This window comes from Algirhabdus cladophorae, from assembly GCF_044772865.1.
Taxonomy (GTDB): domain Bacteria; phylum Pseudomonadota; class Alphaproteobacteria; order Rhodobacterales; family Rhodobacteraceae; genus Algirhabdus; species Algirhabdus cladophorae.
Genome location: NZ_CP173029.1, coordinates 3,151,973 through 3,169,715, shown reverse-complemented (window position 1 = coordinate 3,169,715; position 17,743 = coordinate 3,151,973). Strand labels below are relative to the sequence as shown.

General features: G+C 56.2%; 21 protein-coding genes. 10 read left to right on the top strand and 11 right to left on the bottom strand.

Features of this window, described 5'->3' with window-relative positions; genetic code table 11:
* Positions 1 to 11: 11 nt before the first annotated feature.
* The 4 genes from ACIRQ6_RS15365 to ACIRQ6_RS15350 are packed head-to-tail and all read right to left on the bottom strand — an operon-like array spanning position 12 to position 3,433.
* A complete protein-coding gene (locus ACIRQ6_RS15365; RefSeq protein ID WP_420861477.1) occupies positions 12 to 1,193 on the bottom strand; it encodes a lytic murein transglycosylase in 1,182 nt (393 codons plus the stop codon).
* Positions 1,194 to 1,227: 34 nt separating this feature from the next.
* Positions 1,228 to 2,112 (bottom strand): adenosylcobinamide-phosphate synthase CbiB, encoded by an 885-nt coding sequence (gene cbiB / locus ACIRQ6_RS15360; protein ID WP_420861476.1) that lies wholly within the window; start codon positions 2,110 to 2,112, stop codon positions 1,228 to 1,230.
* Positions 2,109 to 3,065, bottom strand: coding sequence for a threonine-phosphate decarboxylase (locus ACIRQ6_RS15355; protein WP_420861475.1), 957 nt, complete (start codon positions 3,063 to 3,065; stop codon positions 2,109 to 2,111). Before ACIRQ6_RS15355 ends, cbiB begins: the two co-directional genes overlap by 4 nt.
* A complete protein-coding gene (locus ACIRQ6_RS15350; protein WP_420861474.1) occupies positions 3,062 to 3,433 on the bottom strand; it encodes a DUF1636 family protein in 372 nt (123 codons plus the stop codon). Before ACIRQ6_RS15350 ends, ACIRQ6_RS15355 begins: the two co-directional genes overlap by 4 nt.
* A 178-nt stretch (positions 3,434 to 3,611) precedes the next feature.
* On the opposite strand from ACIRQ6_RS15350, the gene ACIRQ6_RS15345 reads away from it, so the two are divergent.
* The gene (locus ACIRQ6_RS15345) at positions 3,612 to 3,974 is read left to right on the top strand and encodes a response regulator (RefSeq protein ID WP_420861473.1); all 363 of its coding nucleotides are present in this window, start codon (positions 3,612 to 3,614) and stop codon (positions 3,972 to 3,974) included.
* On the opposite strand, the gene ACIRQ6_RS15340 is transcribed toward ACIRQ6_RS15345, so the two are convergent.
* On the bottom strand, positions 3,956 to 4,945 hold the full coding sequence (locus ACIRQ6_RS15340; RefSeq protein WP_420861472.1) for a glutathione S-transferase family protein: 990 nt from the start codon (positions 4,943 to 4,945) through the stop codon (positions 3,956 to 3,958). The two genes, ACIRQ6_RS15345 and ACIRQ6_RS15340, sit on opposite strands and share 19 nt — an antisense overlap.
* Before the next feature lie 313 nt (positions 4,946 to 5,258).
* Between ACIRQ6_RS15340 and ACIRQ6_RS15335 the strand changes: the two genes are divergently transcribed.
* Genes ACIRQ6_RS15335 through ACIRQ6_RS15300 form a run of 8 tightly spaced genes read left to right on the top strand, consistent with a single transcriptional unit; the run spans position 5,259 to position 12,960 of the window.
* Positions 5,259 to 5,489, top strand: a complete 231-nt coding sequence (locus ACIRQ6_RS15335) for a DUF6732 family protein (protein WP_420861471.1) — start codon at positions 5,259 to 5,261, stop codon at positions 5,487 to 5,489.
* Between the two features lie 3 nt (positions 5,490 to 5,492).
* Positions 5,493 to 6,752: a sirohydrochlorin chelatase gene (locus ACIRQ6_RS15330; protein ID WP_420861470.1), complete on the top strand. Its 1,260-nt coding sequence runs from the start codon at positions 5,493 to 5,495 to the stop codon at positions 6,750 to 6,752.
* Positions 6,753 to 6,755: 3 nt separating this feature from the next.
* On the top strand, positions 6,756 to 7,394 hold the full coding sequence (locus ACIRQ6_RS15325) for a precorrin-8X methylmutase (protein ID WP_420861469.1): 639 nt from the start codon (positions 6,756 to 6,758) through the stop codon (positions 7,392 to 7,394).
* On the top strand, positions 7,388 to 8,590 hold the full coding sequence (gene cbiE, locus ACIRQ6_RS15320) for a precorrin-6y C5,15-methyltransferase (decarboxylating) subunit CbiE (protein WP_420863919.1): 1,203 nt from the start codon (positions 7,388 to 7,390) through the stop codon (positions 8,588 to 8,590). Before ACIRQ6_RS15325 ends, cbiE begins: the two co-directional genes overlap by 7 nt.
* Positions 8,587 to 9,288 (top strand): precorrin-2 C(20)-methyltransferase, encoded by a 702-nt coding sequence (cobI, locus tag ACIRQ6_RS15315; RefSeq protein WP_420861468.1) that lies wholly within the window; start codon positions 8,587 to 8,589, stop codon positions 9,286 to 9,288. Before cbiE ends, cobI begins: the two co-directional genes overlap by 4 nt.
* Positions 9,279 to 11,105 carry a precorrin-3B C(17)-methyltransferase gene (gene cobJ / locus ACIRQ6_RS15310; protein WP_420861467.1) on the top strand — a complete coding sequence of 609 codons (1,827 nt, stop codon included), beginning with the start codon at positions 9,279 to 9,281 and terminating at the stop codon, positions 11,103 to 11,105. The genes cobI and cobJ overlap by 10 nt, the downstream gene beginning before the upstream one ends.
* A gap of 54 nt (positions 11,106 to 11,159) precedes the next feature.
* A complete protein-coding gene (gene cobM, locus ACIRQ6_RS15305) occupies positions 11,160 to 11,927 on the top strand; it encodes a precorrin-4 C(11)-methyltransferase (protein WP_420861466.1) in 768 nt (255 codons plus the stop codon).
* A 49-nt stretch (positions 11,928 to 11,976) separates the two neighbouring features.
* Entirely contained in the window at positions 11,977 to 12,960 is a 984-nt protein-coding gene (locus ACIRQ6_RS15300; RefSeq protein WP_420861465.1) for a fatty acid desaturase, read from the top strand.
* 3 nt (positions 12,961 to 12,963) lie between these two features.
* On the opposite strand, the gene ACIRQ6_RS15295 is transcribed toward ACIRQ6_RS15300, so the two are convergent.
* The 4 genes from ACIRQ6_RS15295 to def (ACIRQ6_RS15280) are packed head-to-tail and all read right to left on the bottom strand — an operon-like array spanning position 12,964 to position 15,333.
* Positions 12,964 to 13,377 carry a VOC family protein gene (locus tag ACIRQ6_RS15295; RefSeq protein WP_420861464.1) on the bottom strand — a complete coding sequence of 138 codons (414 nt, stop codon included), beginning with the start codon at positions 13,375 to 13,377 and terminating at the stop codon, positions 12,964 to 12,966.
* Positions 13,378 to 13,401: 24 nt separating this feature from the next.
* Complete coding sequence (gene fmt / locus ACIRQ6_RS15290; protein ID WP_420861463.1) at positions 13,402 to 14,310, bottom strand: methionyl-tRNA formyltransferase; 909 nt, start codon at positions 14,308 to 14,310, stop codon at positions 13,402 to 13,404.
* The gene (gene def / locus ACIRQ6_RS15285) at positions 14,310 to 14,807 is read right to left on the bottom strand and encodes a peptide deformylase (protein ID WP_420861462.1); all 498 of its coding nucleotides are present in this window, start codon (positions 14,805 to 14,807) and stop codon (positions 14,310 to 14,312) included. The genes fmt and def (ACIRQ6_RS15285) overlap by 1 nt, the downstream gene beginning before the upstream one ends.
* A complete protein-coding gene (def, locus tag ACIRQ6_RS15280) occupies positions 14,797 to 15,333 on the bottom strand; it encodes a peptide deformylase (protein ID WP_420861461.1) in 537 nt (178 codons plus the stop codon). The genes def (ACIRQ6_RS15285) and def (ACIRQ6_RS15280) overlap by 11 nt, the downstream gene beginning before the upstream one ends.
* A gap of 97 nt (positions 15,334 to 15,430) precedes the next feature.
* Here def (ACIRQ6_RS15280) and ACIRQ6_RS15275 point away from each other — a divergent pair, with 97 nt between their 5' ends.
* Positions 15,431 to 16,603 carry a MalY/PatB family protein gene (locus ACIRQ6_RS15275; protein WP_420861460.1) on the top strand — a complete coding sequence of 391 codons (1,173 nt, stop codon included), beginning with the start codon at positions 15,431 to 15,433 and terminating at the stop codon, positions 16,601 to 16,603.
* A 91-nt stretch (positions 16,604 to 16,694) separates the two neighbouring features.
* Here ACIRQ6_RS15275 and rnhA read toward each other — a convergent pair whose 3' ends face one another.
* On the bottom strand, positions 16,695 to 17,147 hold the full coding sequence (gene rnhA, locus ACIRQ6_RS15270) for a ribonuclease HI (RefSeq protein ID WP_420861459.1): 453 nt from the start codon (positions 17,145 to 17,147) through the stop codon (positions 16,695 to 16,697).
* Complete coding sequence (locus ACIRQ6_RS15265; RefSeq protein ID WP_420861458.1) at positions 17,147 to 17,740, bottom strand: class I SAM-dependent methyltransferase; 594 nt, start codon at positions 17,738 to 17,740, stop codon at positions 17,147 to 17,149. Before ACIRQ6_RS15265 ends, rnhA begins: the two co-directional genes overlap by 1 nt.
* Positions 17,741 to 17,743: the final 3 nt, after the last annotated feature.

Here is a 17,743-nt window from a genome sequence, read left to right as displayed (position 1 = left end):
GAAAAAAGAAATTAGAGTTTGTTGAGCAATGCTGGCGTGGGCCAAGCATCTGCCGGCAGTCCGAGGCGGCTTTGTTCCTTTTGAACAGCGGCGCGCGTGCCAGCCCCGAGGATGCCGTCGATTTTGCCCACGTCATGACCGCGACGGGCCAGTTTTTGTTGCAGCTGTTTCATCTGTGCGCCGTTGAGGCCTTTGTCAGGGGTGCCGACCGTGTAGACCGGGGCACCCATCAGGCGTGTGCCGAAATAGGCGGCCGTCGTCACATAGGTAAAGCTTTGGTTCCATTCGAAATATACGCGAAAATTGGGGTAAGCGATAAAGGCAGGCCCTTTGCGACCCATGGGCAAGATGATCGATGCAGGCAGTTTGCTGTTGGCGAGCTTGCCCCAGCGTGGCTTAACACCCAGTTGTGCCCATTGTCCGACACTGAGGGTTTTGTCGATGCCCGTTTTGGACCAATCCAGCCCAGATGGTACCGCGACCTCTTGCAGCCAAGGCTCGCCTTTGCGCCAGCCTAGATGTTGCAGCATTTTTGCGCCGGACATCAGCGCATCGGTGGGTGACGTTTTCAGCGACACGCGCCCGTCTCCATCGCCGTCCACACCGTTTTCGATAATGTCAGCGGGCAGCATTTGGACCATGCCAATTTCGCCGGCCCAGGCCCCTGTGGTTTTGGTTGGGCTGAAATTGCCCCGTTCAAACAGGGTCAGCGCCGCAAAGACTTGTGGGCGAAACAGCTCGGGCCGGCGGCAATCATGCGACAGGGTGACCAGTGCGTTGAGAGTGTTGAAGTTCCCTTGAAACGCGCCGTAATCCGTCTCGAACGCCCAAAACGCCAGTAAAACGCCTGCAGGAACGCCATAGGCTTGCTCGGCGCGGGCAAAGGTATTTTGATATTTGGACGCCATTTGACGCCCTTTTTGGATACGATTTTGGGAGATCAAGCTGCGCGAAAACGCCACAAAATCCTTCTGAAACACACCTTGGCTGCGGTCGGCTTTTAGAACTTTTGGATCCTGTCGCACGTTGGCAAAGAAGCTGTTTGTGGCTTTGGGACTATGGCCACGGGTGATTGCCTCGGCCTTTAGTCCAGCGACAAAACTGCCAAAGCTGCCACCGCATTGGCCCATGGCCGCAGAGGCCCCAAGGGCCAGGCCCAGAGACAGTGAAACAACGGATAAAATACGGCCCATGGGGTGTCCTCGATAAGCGTCTTAACTGATGGGGTTACAAAAGCCCTATCGCGATTACCAATGCAAGGGCGATTGCCCATGTCTGCCATAGCACCGTGCAGGCCGCTTGGATGTCTTTGCCTGTGCCATGGCTGCTTCCCTGCGGCCAGACCCATGGGTAATCCTGCATCACGCCGTCGTAGGCGCGCGGGCCTGAAAGGGCGAGGTTGAGGCGCCGGGCCATGGCCGCCTCAGGCCAGCCTGCGTTGGGTGATCGGTGCTTGGCGGCGTCCGATCTGAGGGATGCATAGGCCATTGGACCGATGATCATCAGGGCGGTCAAGCGGGCGGGGATCCAGTTGAGCAGATCATCAAACTTGGCTGCGGCCCAGCCAAACTGGGCATGGCGGGGTGTTAAATAGCCGATCATACTGTCGGCGGTATTGGTGATTTTGTAGACCAAAAGCCCAGGTAGACCACCAATTGCGAACCAAAAGGCAGGTGCTATAATGCCATCGGAAAGGTTCTCGGCGGCACTTTCGATAGCACTGCGGACGATAGCAGGATCATCCATGTCCTTGGTGTCGCGCCCAACGATCATTGCGACAGCCGCACGTCCAGCTTGGGTGCTTTGACCAAGGCCTAGGGCGACAGCCTGCACATGCTGGACCAGTGACTTTTGGGCCAGTAAAATTGCCACAATCAGGATTTCAACAACTGGGCCAAGTTGTGCAAGAATAGCACCCGACGCGATGGCAAGCAGGACCAAGCCCAACATCACAAGGATCCCGTTGAAGTGGCGCGCCGGACCTGAATTAAACCATTGGTCAAGGCGGCCAATCAAGTGGCCCATCAATACGGCTGGGTGCGGGAGCCGATCCCACAGCCATTTCGGTTCTCCCAAAAGCGCATCCAGGATCATCGCTAGGGCCAGCGTCATAGGGCAGCCTTTAACTGATCCCAACGGTTTGGGTGGGGCAGGCCCAGTCGGAGCCAGGTTCTTGAGTAGGGAAAGATGCGCGACCACACTTTGTTTTGGGCCAGACGGTCCTGCCAAGCAGTGGCGTCATCTACGTCGTAGAGGCGAAACAAGTCGGTGCCACCAAGGCATTGCACGCCTTTTTGCGCCATCAGTCCGTCCAGAGTTTCCGCGTCCTCGCGCAATCGTTGGCGCGTTTGATTGGCCCAGTTGTGATCGTTCAAGGCGCGCGCGCCAATTGTCAGGGCGGGCCCTGCCACAGCCCATGGGCCCAAGAGATCTGGCAGCTTGGGCAGCAGTGTGTCGGTGGCCCCAATGGCAAAGCCTAGGCGCACCCCCGCTAATCCCCAAAACTTTCCAAAGCTTTTGAGGATTATTGTTTTTGGGCGTGCTGCATGATCGATGTGGCTTAGCTCGGGGCAGATATCGCAAAAGCTTTCGTCAATAATCGTAAAAGAAGACTTACCGCCCTGTGTAAAATCGTCCGCGTCCAACACTGCGCCATCGGGGTTGTTTGGGTGGACGAAAATTCGCACTGGATGGGTTTTATCGCTTTGATCCATTTGTGGATTGCGCGCGTGAAAGGCTGCGGCGTGTTCATTATACGTGGGCTGAGGAATGTAGGCGGATGTTTGACCTGTGAGATCGGGCATACGCGCGATCAATGCGCTGGCACCGGGGGCTGCTACGATGGCGGCATCTTCAGGCACGTTCCAAAACGATCGTGCGGCGTCGATGAGAGCCGTTTGCGCGGCTTGATCTGGCAGTGCGGTCCAGTCGTTCAGGTCAATTTCGCCAGTTGGATATGGCACAGGGTTGATTCCTGTCGACAGGTCCAGCCAATCGGGCCGCGTGCCACCATATTTGGCAATAGCCGCGTCCAACCCGCCGCCATGGTCGCGGCGCAGGCTCATTTTTCTTGGGGAATGGGCTGGTGGCGGGTGACAAAATGCCCTTTGACGCCGACGGGCCACTGACGGAAGGGCACTTGGCCTGTTTCGCTTTGCGCATGCAGTTCCGCATAGTCGACGATGGCTTGGGCCGCCTCTTGATCAGGGATGAAATCACCCAAAGTATAGGCCAGCTTACCTTCAGCTTGGATCGCGATATTGCAGCCGTGTTTGCAGCCCATCAAACAAGACACGCGGCGCGTTTTGACGGTTTCGGACTGAGCCGCGGCTTCGACCAGACCTGCCAAAACCTCACCATCGGTATGGGATTTTTCGGAGGCAATCCAATCGTCGCGCTTACAGGTGTCGCAAATGGTGATCCATGTGGTCATCGTGATCCGGCCTTTTCCCAGAAGTGCAAAATAATTCAGCGCAGCAGAAGCGGATTCTCGCCCAAAACGCAAGCGGGCAACCATCGGTTAACCTATTTTAAGAGTTTGTTAATCATACAGGGGCTAATCGATGTATGGGGATGGGTGTTTGGCGTGTCAAACACCGGAGTAACAGTAAATGAGTATATTAATTGTAGAAAATAACCCAAATTTGGGCAGCCTGTGGGCTAACCATTTGCGCCGCCTCTCTTTGGACGTGACATTGGCTAAAACTCAAGAGTTAGCCATTGATCACTTGCAAAAATCAGCTTGGGATTTGGTTATTCTGAACCTTGTCCTCAAGGGCGGCAGCGCCTTTGCTGTGGCGGACTATGTGGCCTATCGCCAGCCCGACACCAAAGTGCTGTTTGTGACAAACACAAGTTTCTTTTCGGATGGATCGATCTTTCAGCACATTCCAAATGCGTGCGGATTGCTACAAACCTCGACCCCGCCGCAGGATATCGCGGCCATTGCAGAGCATCACGCGGGCCGTAGGTAATCGCGCCCGTGGGGCTGATCAAAATCCAGCACGGGATTGATCGGGATGATACGGTGTGGATTAATCGTTTCGTGTGAGTAGTGATAATGGCGTATGATATGCGCCATATTCACAGTCTCGGCCACGCCGGGCACTTGATACAGCTCGCGCACATAGCCCCACAGATGCGGGTAATCCACGATCCGTTTGCGGTTACATTTAAAGTGCAGATGGTACACTGCATCGAAGCGGATCAGCGTGGTAAACAACCGCCAATCTGCCTCGGTCAGGCTGTCGCCGGTCAAATATCGCTGGTTTGCCAAAATGCCTTCCAGCCAATCCAAACTGTCAAATAACGGCCCAACGGCCGCGTCATAGGCTGCTTGCGAGGTGGCAAAGCCGGATTTGTAGACGCCGTTGTTGATCGTGTCATAGATCCGTGTATTCAGCGGTTCGATCTGGTTGCGCAGGGACTCGGGCCAATAGTCTGCATCATTTCCGGTCACCTTATCGAAGGCGCTGTTGAACATGCGGATGATTTCAGAAGATTCGTTGGAGACGATTGTGTTCTGCGCTTTGTCCCACAGAATTGGCACAGTCACGCGTCCGGAAATCTGCGGATCTGCCTTAATGTAAATGTCGCGTGCAAACGGCAGGCCAAAAAGGTCGTCGCCAGTGGCCCCGTCGTCGTCTTTCTTAAACGTCCAACCGTCGGACAGCATATCAGGGTGCACAGCTGAGACGCCGATATGTGGTTCCAAACCTTTAAGGCTGCGAAAGATCAAAGTGCGGTGCGCCCATGGGCAGGCATAACTGACATAGAGGTGATAGCGCCCGCTTTCAGCTTTGAAACCGCCTGTTCCGGAGGGGCCCGCAGTACCATCCGCCGTGATCCAATTGCGAAACTTTGCCGTAGATCGCACAAAAGCACCGCCAGTGGTTTTGGTGTCATACCATGTGTCGTGCCAGACGCCGTCTACCAGTTGTCCCATTGTGCTTCTCCGTTTGATTTGGCCTGAATTTAGATCGAAGCGTGTCGGACCCAAACCCGTACTGCTGCGCAATTTCTGCGCGCCGTTGCACAGTGACATCCATTGCGCGTCGGATTTGTCTGATGCGGCGGCGCTATTGCCGTTGCAGGCCTGTCCAAGGCTTTTTATAAGCGGGTCCAGACGAAGCCTGATCAGGGCCGGAGAGAAGTGCGTGGACGGGTTGACCCAAAACGGGGACGCAACCATGCGTCGTCCAGAAATTCCTACGGGGATAGGGTGGTTTCTTGCTTTGATCGTTGCAATGGGACACCAAATGAAAAGCCTCTCTATTTTTATCGCCAGTTTGTGGACCATGTTTGGAACTGGTGCAGCCGTGGCGCATCCGGGCCATCTTATCGAAGTGGCGGGGCACGATCACGTCTTGGCCGGTGTTGCTATTGGGGCTGCGATTGCTGCGGGGCTTTGGGGCGCGCTGAAGGGCAAACCAAAAACAGAAGAAGCGGTGGAAGAAGACGCAATTGAAGAAGAGCCTCAGGAGGCCTAAACGATGTCCAAGATTGGTGTGATGATTTGTGGCCATGGGTCGCGCAGTAAATCTGCAGTGGATGAGTTCGCCACGCTTGCTGATAAATTGCCCGCCCATTTGCCTGCCGATTGGGAGATGGACTATGGCTATTTGGAATTTGCCAATCCGGTGATCCGCGACGGCTTGGACCGGTTGCGCGAAAAAGGCTGTGACAAGATCCTCGCGGTGCCAGGAATGCTGTTTGCCGCGATGCATGCTAAGAACGATATCCCGACCGTGCTGAACACTTATGCCGCCAAGCACGGGATCGAGGTCAGCTATGGGCGCGAATTGGGTGTCGATCCCAAGATGATCGCCGCCGCCGCTGGCCGTATCCAAGACGCGGTCGACGCCGCAAATTCCCAACATGGGCCGCTGCCACTAGAAAAGACGTGTCTGGTTGTTATTGGGCGTGGGGCCTCGGACCCGGATGCGAATGGCAACGTGAGCAAAATCGCCCGCATGTTGCAAGAGGGCATGGGATTTGGCTGGGTTGAAGTGGGCTATTCCGGCGTGACCTTCCCACTGGTCGAGCCCTGTTTGCAGCATGTCACGCGGCTGGGATATCAACGTATCATCGTCTTTCCCTATTTCTTGTTCTCGGGCATTTTGATTGACCGGATTTATGGTTTTACGGACCAAGTCGCCGCGCAATACCCCGATCTTGATTTTGTAAAAGCGGGATATCTTGGGGATCACCCCCAAGTTTTGGAAACCTTTGCCCAGCGCGTGATCGAACAAACCAGTGCCACGCCGCCGCCCAATTGCGGAACCTGCCAATATCGGACCCAGATTTTGGAAATCGAAGGTCAGGATGTGCAAAAGATTACGCCTGAACAACGCGAAGCATTGGCGGCACAAAAGGGTCTGGATCATCCTGCATTTGCCGATGTTCCGCCGCCCACTTGTGTCTTGTGCAAATACCGCACGGCGGTTTTGGGGTTTGAGGCGGAAGTCGGCGCAGTCCAAGAAAGCCATCATCACCACGTCGAGGGGCAAGGTGCCAACGCGCCGGGGTCGAATGTGGCCGATTGTCAGCTGTGCGATACATTCTGCACGGGTTTATGTCGCCTTGAGGCGCTGGATCACCACCATCACCATCACCATCATGACCACGCGCATGATCACGGCCATGACCACGGGCACGACCATGGGCACAGCCACGATCACCATCATCACGCAGAATACCCCCATGCCAAACATCCGCTTGGCCCCGAAAGCGCGCGAAAGACCAAAGCCTAAGCCATGCGCCCCTACGAGAAAAACCCATCTGCAATCTACGCGGCCAGCTTCGCCACGGTTCAGGCCGAGGCGCGTCTGGATCGGTTTGACGCCGGCATGCAGGCTTTGGCCACACGGGTAATCCACGCTTGTGGCATGGTCGAAATTGCAGACCGATTGGCTTTTTCGGTTGGGGCATACGCGGCAGGCCAGACAGCACTTCAGCGCGGTGCGCCAATTCTGTGCGATTGCGAAATGGTGGCAGCGGGGATCATCCGGCGCTATTTGCCTGCTGAAAATCCGGTTATCGTGACGCTAAATGATCCATCTGTTCCGGATCGTGCCAAAATGATTGGCAACACGCGGTCTGCCGCTGCGGTTGAACTGTGGACGGATCATCTAGACGGCGCGGTCGTTGCGGTCGGCAATGCCCCCACCGCGCTCTTTCATCTTCTAGAGCTGCTGGATCAAGGCGCGCCCAAGCCTGCAGTTATCTTGGGCTTCCCAGTTGGATTTGTTGGGGCGGCTGAATCCAAAGCGGAACTGGCAACCAACCCACGCGGTTGCGATTTCGTCGCACTGCGAGGCCGCCGTGGCGGGTCCGCAATTGCTTCGGCTGCCGTCAACGCCCTAGCCGCAGGTTTGCCCGAGGTCGCATCATGAGCGCGTGGCTGCATATCGTCGGTATCGGTGAAGATGGGCTGGACGGTCTGACGCCAGCAACCCGCGCTGTGGTTGATACGGCCGAAGTCATCATCGGGGGCGATAGACATCATAGCCTATCCCCCAACTCAACCGCCGAACGTCTTGCGTGGCCCAGCCCGTTTGATGCTTTGATCGAAACACTTAAGGCCCAAAAGGGTCGGCGTGTTGTTGTGTTGGCCACTGGCGACCCCCTCTGGTTTTCCGTGGGTGCACGGATTGGACGGTCGATTGATCCGGCTGAGATTACGTATCATCCGCAACTCAGCGCGTTCCAACTGGCTTCGGCCCGCATGGGTTGGTCCATGGCGGATGTGGAAACATTGACTGTGCACGGTCGACCCGTGGAGCAGATGATTGCGTTTATTCAGCCAGACGCGCGTCTTTTGATCCTCACCACGGGTGCTCAGACGCCAGCACAGATCGCAACGTTTCTGACCGAGCGCGGCTTTGGCAATTCCAAAATGACGGTTCTGGCCGCCATGGGCGGTGACCGCGAAGAACGGTTTGACGGCACGGCGGCGGATTGGGATCACAAGGTGCCTGCGTTCAACACCTTGGCTGTGGACTGTGTCGCGGCCCCGGATGCGGCTTTGCTGCCGCGTGTGCCGGGTTTAGCTGACGACTTGTTCGTCCACGATGGCACGATGACCAAACAAGAAGTCCGCGCTGTCACCTTGGCCAAACTCATGCCCATGCGCGGCGCCTTACTGTGGGATGTGGGGACGGGCTGCGGATCGGTTGCCGTGGAATGGATGCGGGCGGCGCGATATGCCCGCGCGATTGGTATTGAACCGCGTGCGGATAGGCGTGCGATGGCGGCGCAAAACGCATTGGCGCTGGGCGTGCCAAAATTGGAATTGATCGAAGGGTTGGTGCCAGAGGCTCTGACGACCCTAGAATCCCCCGACGCAATCTTCATTGGCGGTGGGCTAAGCATGGAAACCTTTGATATGGCATGGGCAGCCCTGCGTCCCTTGGGCCGCTTGGTGGCAAACGCGGTCACGCTGGAATCCGAACGCCTTTTGATCGATTTGCACAAATCCCATGGCGGGCAACTGGTCAAACTTCAGATCAATCGGGCCGAACCGGTTGGCCCGTTTACAGGCTGGCGCCCTAACATGCCTGTCACGCAGCTCAGTCTGATCAAAAGATGAGTGGCGTTTTGTACGGGGTCGGATTGGGCCCGGGGGATCCCGAGTTGATGACGCTCAAGGCGCACCGTTTGATCAGTGGGGCACAAGTGGTGGCCTATCCAACGCTGGCAGGTGGCGACAGTTTTGCGCGCTCTATCGCGGCGGGGGCAATTGCCAGCGGGGCCCGCGAGATTGTCATGGATGTGCCAATGACCACGGCCCGCGAACCTGCCCAAGCAGCCTATGACATCGGCGCGCGTGCAATCGCGGACGAACTGGACGCAGGCCACGATGTGGTGTGTTTGTGCGAAGGCGATCCATTTTTCTACGGCTCATTTATGTATATTTTTGCCCGTTTGGCAGACACGTATGAGGTCGAGGTCGTGCCCGGTGTGACCTCAGTGACAACCTGTGCGGCCCGCGCGGCCAAGCCATTGGTCGCCCGCAACGAGCGCCTAACGGTTCTGCCGGGACCACTGCCTCAGGACGAATTACGCAGCCGTATCGAAGGTGCTGAAAGCGTTGCGATCATGAAAGTGGGCCGCCACTTGGCCAAGATCCGTGGCGTGATTGACGGCTTGGGCCTGCTGGATCAAGCGGTCTACGTGGAACGCGCCAGCCTCCCACAAGAAGTGATTTGCCCGCTGGCGGAAGCGCCCGAAAAGGCACCCTATTTTTCGATGATACTTTTGACCAAAGGGGCCGATCCATGGCTGTGAAACCTGTTGTCTTGGCCCTGTCCCGCTCGGGCGAACCCGTAGCCCACCGTGTCGCGGATCTATTGGGGGCCGCAGTGCACGGACGCGAGGGGCGCGTGGACCAAGCCGATGTGATCTTTGCCAACGCGTTGGATCATGTGCGCGATTTGTTTGCTGCTGGCGTGCCGATCATCGGCGTTTGCGCGAGCGGCATTTTGATCCGTGGTGTGGCGTCTTTGTTGAATGACAAACTCGCCGAGCCCCCCGTTTTGTCCATCTCCGATGATGGATCTGTGGTTGTACCCCTGTTGGGCGGTCACCGGGGTGCGAACCGTCTGGCCACTCAAATTGCCGAAGGTCTATCGGCCATGGCGGCGGTCACGACGGCAGGCGATGTGGCTTTGGGTGTGGCCTTGGACGAGCCGCCATTGGGCTGGGCTTTGGAAAATCCGCAAAACGCAAAGGCGGCGATGGTTGCACTATTGAACGGTGGTGGCGCTACGATCACAGGCAGTGCAGCGGATCAAGCGGACTGGTTGGCGGATCTGCCACAGGGCGACGCGGTCAAGATTTTCTGTGGGGTTGAGCCGGTATCAGATCTGTCTGAGACAACATTGGTGTTTCGTCCCCAAACTGTGACGTTGGGTGTCGGTGCTTCGCGCAATTGCCCGCCTGAGGAATTAGCCGATCTGGTTGCAAGGGTTTTGGCGAACAACAGTGTGGCACCTGCTGCGGTCAAAGCCGTTTATACCGCTGATCTGAAGGCGGATGAGCCTGCTGTTCTGGCTCTGGCGGCTGCATTGGACAGGCCATTGCAAGTGTTTACGGCAGCACAGTTAGAGGATCTGACACCGCGTTGTGCAACCACATCTGACGTGGTTTTTGCCGAGATTGGAAGTCACGGTGTCGCTGAAAATGCAGCCCTTGCCGGGGCTGGGCTGGATGCGACGTTGATCGCGCCAAAACGCAAAAGCGCCATGGGCACAGCGGCTCTGGCCATTGCACCTGCGCCAATCCTTTCGGTTGAAGGCCGCAGTCGGGGGCGTTTGTCGATCGTTGGTATCGGCCCGGGGCAAGCGACATGGCGCACGCCTGAAGTGTCCAAGCTGGTCCAAGAGGCCGAAGAATTGGTGGGCTATGGCCTTTATATCGATTTGTTGGGGCCTTTGGCGGCGGGCAAGACCCGTTCTGATTTCCCTTTAGGCGGTGAAGAGGATCGTTGCCGTTTTGCGCTGGAACAAGCGGGCAAGGGCAAGAACGTCGCCCTTGTCTGTTCGGGTGATGCGGGCATCTACGCAATGGGCGCGTTGGTGTTTGAACTGTTGGACCGCAGCGCTGATGCCATGGGTGTGTCGGATGCAGCCCGGCGGGTTGATGTGGTTTGTTCGCCCGGCGTGTCTGCGTTGCAAGGGGCGGCAGCCCGGGCTGGCGCACCATTGGGCCATGATTTCTGTGCGATTTCCTTGTCAGACTTGCTGACCCCTCGCGAAGATATCGTCAAACGTCTGCATGCAGCGGCTGAGGGCGATTTTGTCATCGCCTTCTACAATCCGGTTTCAATGCGCCGTCGGACCTTGCTGGCAGAAGCGCGCGAGATTTTGTTGCAGCACCGTCCAGCGGACACGCCGGTGATGTTGGCCTCATCGCTGGGCCGTCCAGAAGAACATATCCGTTATCGCAAGCTGTCCGAATTGGAAGTGAACGAAGTCGACATGCTGACGGTTGTTTTGGTGGGCTCCAGTCATTCGCGGCTGGCCCATCTGGGCGAAGGGCCACGTATGTTCACGCCGCGTGGGTATGCCCGCAAAATTGATGGGGATCTGTCGGATGCAAGGTAGGGTTTCGCCTTCGGCGAGAGTATTTTTGGAAAAAAGAAGCATTGGGGTGGCGCAATGACTGTCTATTTTATTGGCGCAGGGCCGGGTGATCCTGAATTGCTGACGTTGAAGGCGGCGCGTGTGATCGGGGCCTGCCCCGTGTGTCTTTACGCGGGGTCCTTGGTGCCTGCCGAGGTCGTGGAGTGTGCGCCAAAAGGCGCGCGTGTCTTGGACACAGCGCCAATGACTTTGGACGACACTCATGCCGAGATTTTGGCGGCTCATAAAAGGGGTCAAGATGTGGCCCGTGTGCATTCCGGCGATCCTTCGCTTTATGGGGCGATCGCAGAACAGATCAGGCGGTTGCGCGCGGATGGGATCGATTACCAGATCATCCCCGGCGTGCCCGCCTACGCGGCGGCGGCGGCGGCGTTAGGGCAGGAATTGACAGTACCAGAGATCGGGCAATCCATCGTGTTGACCCGCATGTCGATGAAGTCCACGTCGATGCCCGAGCATGAAACCCTCGAGAATTTTGCCCGCACGCGCACCACATTGGCGATCCATTTGGCCATCAGGAACCTGCGCGAGATCGAGCGGCAATTAATCCCGTATTACGGGGCGGATTGTCCCGTCGTGGTCGCCTATCGTGCCAGTTGGCCGGATCAATTGTTCATTCGAGGGACTCTGTCTGATATCCGCGAAAAGGTCCGTGCAGAAAAAATCACCCGCACAGCCTTGATCATGGTTGGTCCTGTTTTGGGCGAAGTGACTGATTTTAAGGACTCGGCCCTGTACGACCCCGAAATTCCGCATGTTTTGCGGCCTAAGGTGCTTGTCTGACGCGGATTCACTGCTAGGCTTTCGTGTGATCAAACGGAGGTCTGTAAAAATGGACGCTGAATTTTCCCGCCGTAAACTTGTGACCCGCGATGAAATGCGGGCCCTGACGGAGCGCTCGGATATGTGGGGCGGTGTGCAAATGGCCTCGCATATTGGCGCCATTTTGGTCGTGGGGCTGGCACACGCTATGGTTATGGGCACATGGTGGGTTTTGGCCACAGGGGCCATTCTAGGGGTTTTGATCAACTTTTTATATGCCGCCCAACATGAGTTGAGCCATGCCACGGTGTTTAAGACACGCAAAGCGAACGAAGTGTTTGGCCGCGTGATCGGCTTTTTTATGATCTTTCCGCGTGATTTCGATCAGGTCATGCACTTTGCCCACCACCAGTACACGCAAGATTGGGAACGCGATGGCGAATTGGTCCGCGAACCCTACACGTTGCAAACTTATCTGTTGTGGTTTTTTGGCATAACCTATTGGCGCAACCGCGTCGTTGGACTGGTGCGTCGCGCGCGCGGTATCATCCTTGAGCCATATATCAAGCAGCACGAAGAGGCGAAGATCATTCGTGAAGCGCGTATTCACTTAGGTCTTTATGCGGCGATTGCGTTGGTGTCTTTGGCTGTGGGCAGTTGGGCTGTGCTGACGTTTTGGATTATTCCGATGGTGCTGACCAAGCCTGTGCATCAGTTGCAAAATACGATCGAGCATCTTGGCCTGAGCCATGAGAGTGACATCCTTGAAAACACCAGATCCACGCGGACAAATGCGGTTATGCGTTGGCTGTGCTGGCAGATGCCCTATCACACGGCGCATCATACGTTTCCTGCGGTTCCGTTTTGGAAGTTGAAGGACCTCAATGACAAGATCGAAGCACAAGCAGGCACGGTACATCGCATGGGTTGGATCGAGTTTCAGATCGAAATTCTGCGCAAGCTGGCGTCCAAAGACGAAAGCCAATACCCCATGGATGAGGTTTGGATCGTTCCGGCACGTGGCGGACGGATGGCCCGTATTCCTGCGGAATAAGTGTCAGCTGGCAAAGATCCCATCGAAATCAGCAAAACCTTTGACCTCTATCGGATTGCCGGAAGGGTCGCGGAAGAACATCGTGCTTTGCTCACCCGGCTCACCGGGGTAGCGCGTGTGCGGCTCTAGGACAAAGTCCGTCCCAACGGCCTTTAGTTTAGCGGCCAGCGCGTCCCAATCAGGTTTTGGCAGTACAATACCAAGATGTGGCATGGGCACCATGTGATCGCCGACTTTACCCGTATTTGCCGTGGCAAAAGGCGTGCCAAGATGCAGCGAAATCTGGTGCCCAAAGAAGTCGTAGTCGACCCAAGTGTCTGTGCTGCGCCCCTCGGCACAGCCCAACAGCTCGCCGTAGAAGGCGCGTGTTTCGTCTAAATCAGTGACGTTATAGGCTAAGTGAAAAACTGATTTCATTGCAATTTCTCCGCCGATGTCATGTTAGACCCCTGCAACTGTGCCGGGGGGCACGTCCATACCGTTGAGGAACGTCAGTGTATCTTGGGCTGACTTGCCTTCGCGTTGGGCACGGGTGATTTGCACCGCGCCGTCGCCACAGGCGATTGTCAGATCAGACAGGATCGTCCCTGCAGGGCCTGTCATAGAGGACACTGTGCTGCCCAACATTTTGACGCGCACACCGTTTATTTTGGTCCAGGCACCGGGGAACGGGGATAGCCCGCGAATTTGTGCATCAATTATGTGAGCAGGTTTGGTCCAGTCGATTTTGGCCTCGTCCTTTAGGATTTTGGCTGCATAGGTGATGCCCTGATCTGACTGGGCCTCTGGGACGAGGGTCTCTAGTTGAGCCAGCGCCGAAATAATTGCAGTGGCCCCCAATTGGGACAGACGATTGTGCAATTGACCAGTGGTTTCATCCGTTTCGATATCTGTGGCGACGCGCAGCAGAACCGGGCCAGTGTCTAATCCTGCCTCCATTTGCATAATGCAAACGCCTGTTTGGTTGTCGCCCGCCATAATCGCGCGGTGAATAGGGGCGGCCCCGCGCCAACGGGGCAAAAGGCTGGCATGGATATTCAGACATCCTTTTGCAGGAGCATCCAAGATGGTTTGTGGCAGGATCAGACCATAGGCCACGACCACCGCGATGTCGGCTTGTAACGCAGAGAAATCTGCCAAAGCATTGTCGGTTTTAAGGGATGCCGGATGGCGGACATCGAGGCCTAATTCCAAAGCGCGCCCATGCACAGGGGTTGGACGTTCCTTTTTTCCGCGCCCCGCAGGACGCGGCGGTTGGCAGTAGGCCGCAGCGATGTCATGGCCTGCTTCCACCAAAGCATCCAGCACCGGCACAGAAAAGTCTGGAGTTCCCATAAAGACAATGCGCATCAGCGTTTCCGTGCCTTTCGCAGCAGCATGTCGCGTTTTGTTTTGCTGAGGTTTTCGAAATACATTTTGCCATTCAGATGGTCGATCTGGTGCTGCACGGATGTGGCCCAAAGGCCCACAAAGTCTTTGCGGTCGATGACCCCGTCTTTATTGAGAAACTTCACTGTCACGGCTCGGGGGCGTTTGATAACACTGCTAAAGCCGGGCAGGTTTGGACTGGCTTCCTCGTGTTCGCGCAACTCGACAGAGGCGTGCAGAACCTCCGGGTTGGCCATAACGACGGCCTGTCCGCGTTTGTCACTTGCGTCGACCACGGCAAGCTGTTGCATAACACCGATTTGTGGTGCGGCAAGGCCATAGCCGGGCATAGCATCCATGGTTTCGATCATATCTGCCCATATCTGGCGGATGTCATCGGTGATTTCGGTCACAGGATCTGCGGGCGTGCGCAATCGCTTGTCCGGCCACATCACGAAAGGGCGTGTCTTAGCCTGCATCGTTGCCGTCGCGGGCCAATTCCCGTTTTAGCTTTTGCATTTTGCGGGTGATCATCTGGCGCTTGAGTGGGCGCAGGTAGTCGATGAACAATTTGCCTTCGAGGTGGTCAATTTCATGCTGGATGCAGGTGGCCCACAACCCGTCAAAGTCTTCTTGATGGGCAGTGCCGTTTTCGTCCATCCATGTGACTGTGACATCGCGCGGGCGCTCGACCTCGGCGAATTGTTCGGGGATGGACAAGCAGCCCTCCTCGTAGACGTTTTTCTCATCGGAACTGGCAATCACCTGCGGGTTCAACATCACCAAAGGGCGGGGCGTTTCACCTTCTTCCTTGACACAATCCAGCACGATCATGCGGTCCAATATGCCAATCTGGGGCGCTGCCAGTCCAATGCCTGGGGCGTCATACATTGTCTCAAGCATGTCTTTGGCCAACGCGCGGATTGCGTCACTGGAATCCTCCAGCGGTGCGGCCACCTTTTTGAGCCGTGGATCGGGGTGAATAAGGATAGGTCTGACTGTCATACCCTTCATTTAGGGCAGGGAAGGCGGGCTTGCAATCATGCTTGCACGCAGCACCGGTTCAGCTAGCTTTACGGGTGCAAGCCAAGGAGACCACAGCATGTCATTTGATACCGTAATCGACCGTCGCGGCACGAAAAGTTCCAAATGGGACCGGATGGAGGCGCTTTATGGCGTGTCACCAGACGACGGGATTGCGATGTGGGTGGCAGACATGGATTTTGCCCCGCCCCAATGTGTGCAGGACGCTGTGAGCGCGATGCAGGATCATGGCGTTTATGGCTACATGGGTGATTTTTCGGCCTACAACGCCGCGATTGCATGGTGGATGCAGCATCGTCACGGTTGGGCTATCGAGGCTGATTGGATTTTCACCACACATGGATTGGTCAATGGCACATCTATGTGTGTCGACACCTTCACCAAACCCGGCGACGGCGTGGTTTTGTTCACGCCAGTTTATCACGCCTTTGCCAAGGTGATCCGTGCCAATGATCGCGAGGTTGTAGAGATGGAATTGGTCAATGACGATGGACGTTTGACCATGGACTTTGAAGCTTATGATGCGGCAATGACCGGGAATGAGACCATGGTTGTCTTGTGTTCGCCGCATAATCCCGGTGGCCGCGTTTGGACACGGGAGGAGCTGCAAGGTGTCGCTGATTTTGCCAAGCGACACGATTTGATTTTGGTCAGTGACGAGATCCATCATGATCTGGTTTTTGGTGGTGCCACGCACACAGTGATGCCCTTGGTTGATTCGACACTCACAGATCGCTTGGTGATGATGACGGCCTCGACCAAGACGTTTAATATTGCGGGCTCGCATTCGGGTAATGTGATCATCGAAGATCCCGCACTGCGCGCCAAATTTACCAAACGCATGATGGCGCTGGGGATTTCACCCAACAGCTTTGGGGTTGAAATGGCCACAGCGGCCTATTCGCCTGAAGGCGCGGAATGGGTGGATGATATGGTGGCGTATCTAGAGGAAAACCGGAGGATTTTTGATGCGGGGATCAATGCAATTCCGGGTTTGAAATCTATGGAGCTGGAAGCCACGTATTTAGCCTGGGTGGATTTTTCTGGAACTGGTATGGGACGTGATGAATTTACAGATCGTGTGCAAACCACAGCTAAGATTGCGGTCAATCATGGTCCGACCTTTGGCAAGGGCGGGGATGATTTCCTTCGGTTTAACATTGCTGCACCGCGGTCAGTCATTGAGGATGCCGTGGCGCGCATGCAGGCAGCTTTTGGTGATTTGCAATAGGATTTGCGCCCGCTGACGCGGTCGCCAAAGGGGCCGCCACGCGGGTGGCGGCCCCATGCACATGGTGCTGATGTTTTAACAAAGAAACAGCCTAGGGTTTGAAAGGCGCCATTCCGGCCCGGGCCAGTTTATCGGCTTTTTCGTTTTCCGGGTGACCGGCGTGGCCTTTGACCCATTCCCATTGAACGCTGTGACGTTGCGTGGCCTCATCGAGCCTGCGCCACAGATCTTCGTTTTTCACGGGCTTTTTGGTGGAAGTTTTCCAACCACGTCGTTTCCAGCCAAAGATCCATTCCGTGATCCCGCCTTTGACATAGGCGCTGTCAGTGATCACCGTGACTTGACTGGGTTTTTCGAGGGTTTCTAGCGCATTGATTGCGGCCAAAAGTTCCATTCGGTTGTTTGTCGTGTCGGGCTCGCCGCCCTTGAGTTCGCGGGTTTTCAGCACAGCTTCGCCGTCTTTGGCGATCAGCAAAGCACCCCAGCCACCGGGGCCCGGATTGCCGCTGCAGGCCCCATCGGTATAGGCGTAGATTTGGGGCATCAGGATTTCACCGCGTGCAAAATGATAAAGGGATCAACAGTGCCTGCCATTCCGGCTGCGGCGTCTGTTCGGCTATGGGTGATTTTGAACCCGGCTGCGTCCAACAAGGCCTCCAACTCGGGTTCTGTGTAGTACGTATAAAACCGGCCAATTTTGTCGCGCCCGGCGTCCTCGCCAAGTTTCAGTCCCAAATGCAAGAGGCCCTGCGGTTTGAGCGCCCTGTGAAGGGCCTCCAAGTGGTTTGGCATTTGCGCGCGTGGGGCATGCAGCAGGCTAAAGTTTGCCCAAACACCATCATAAACGGCCCCCTCCACGATATCTTCGAACCGACCAACACGGGCCCCAATATCGTGTGTTTCATTGGCGAAACGCACCATTTCAACCGAGGCATCCACAGGATCAGGCTTCAGGCCTGCCGCGCGCATATGGGCAGAGGCTGCTGCTGGACCACAGCCCAGATCCAGTACGGTCGCCCCTTTAGGCATTTTTGCAATGAAGGCGATCAGATCATCATCTTGAGTGCCTTTGGTGAAGGCTGTGACATATTCCCCGACGCGGGTGTTATAGACCCCTATGGTTTCCTCATCACTCATATT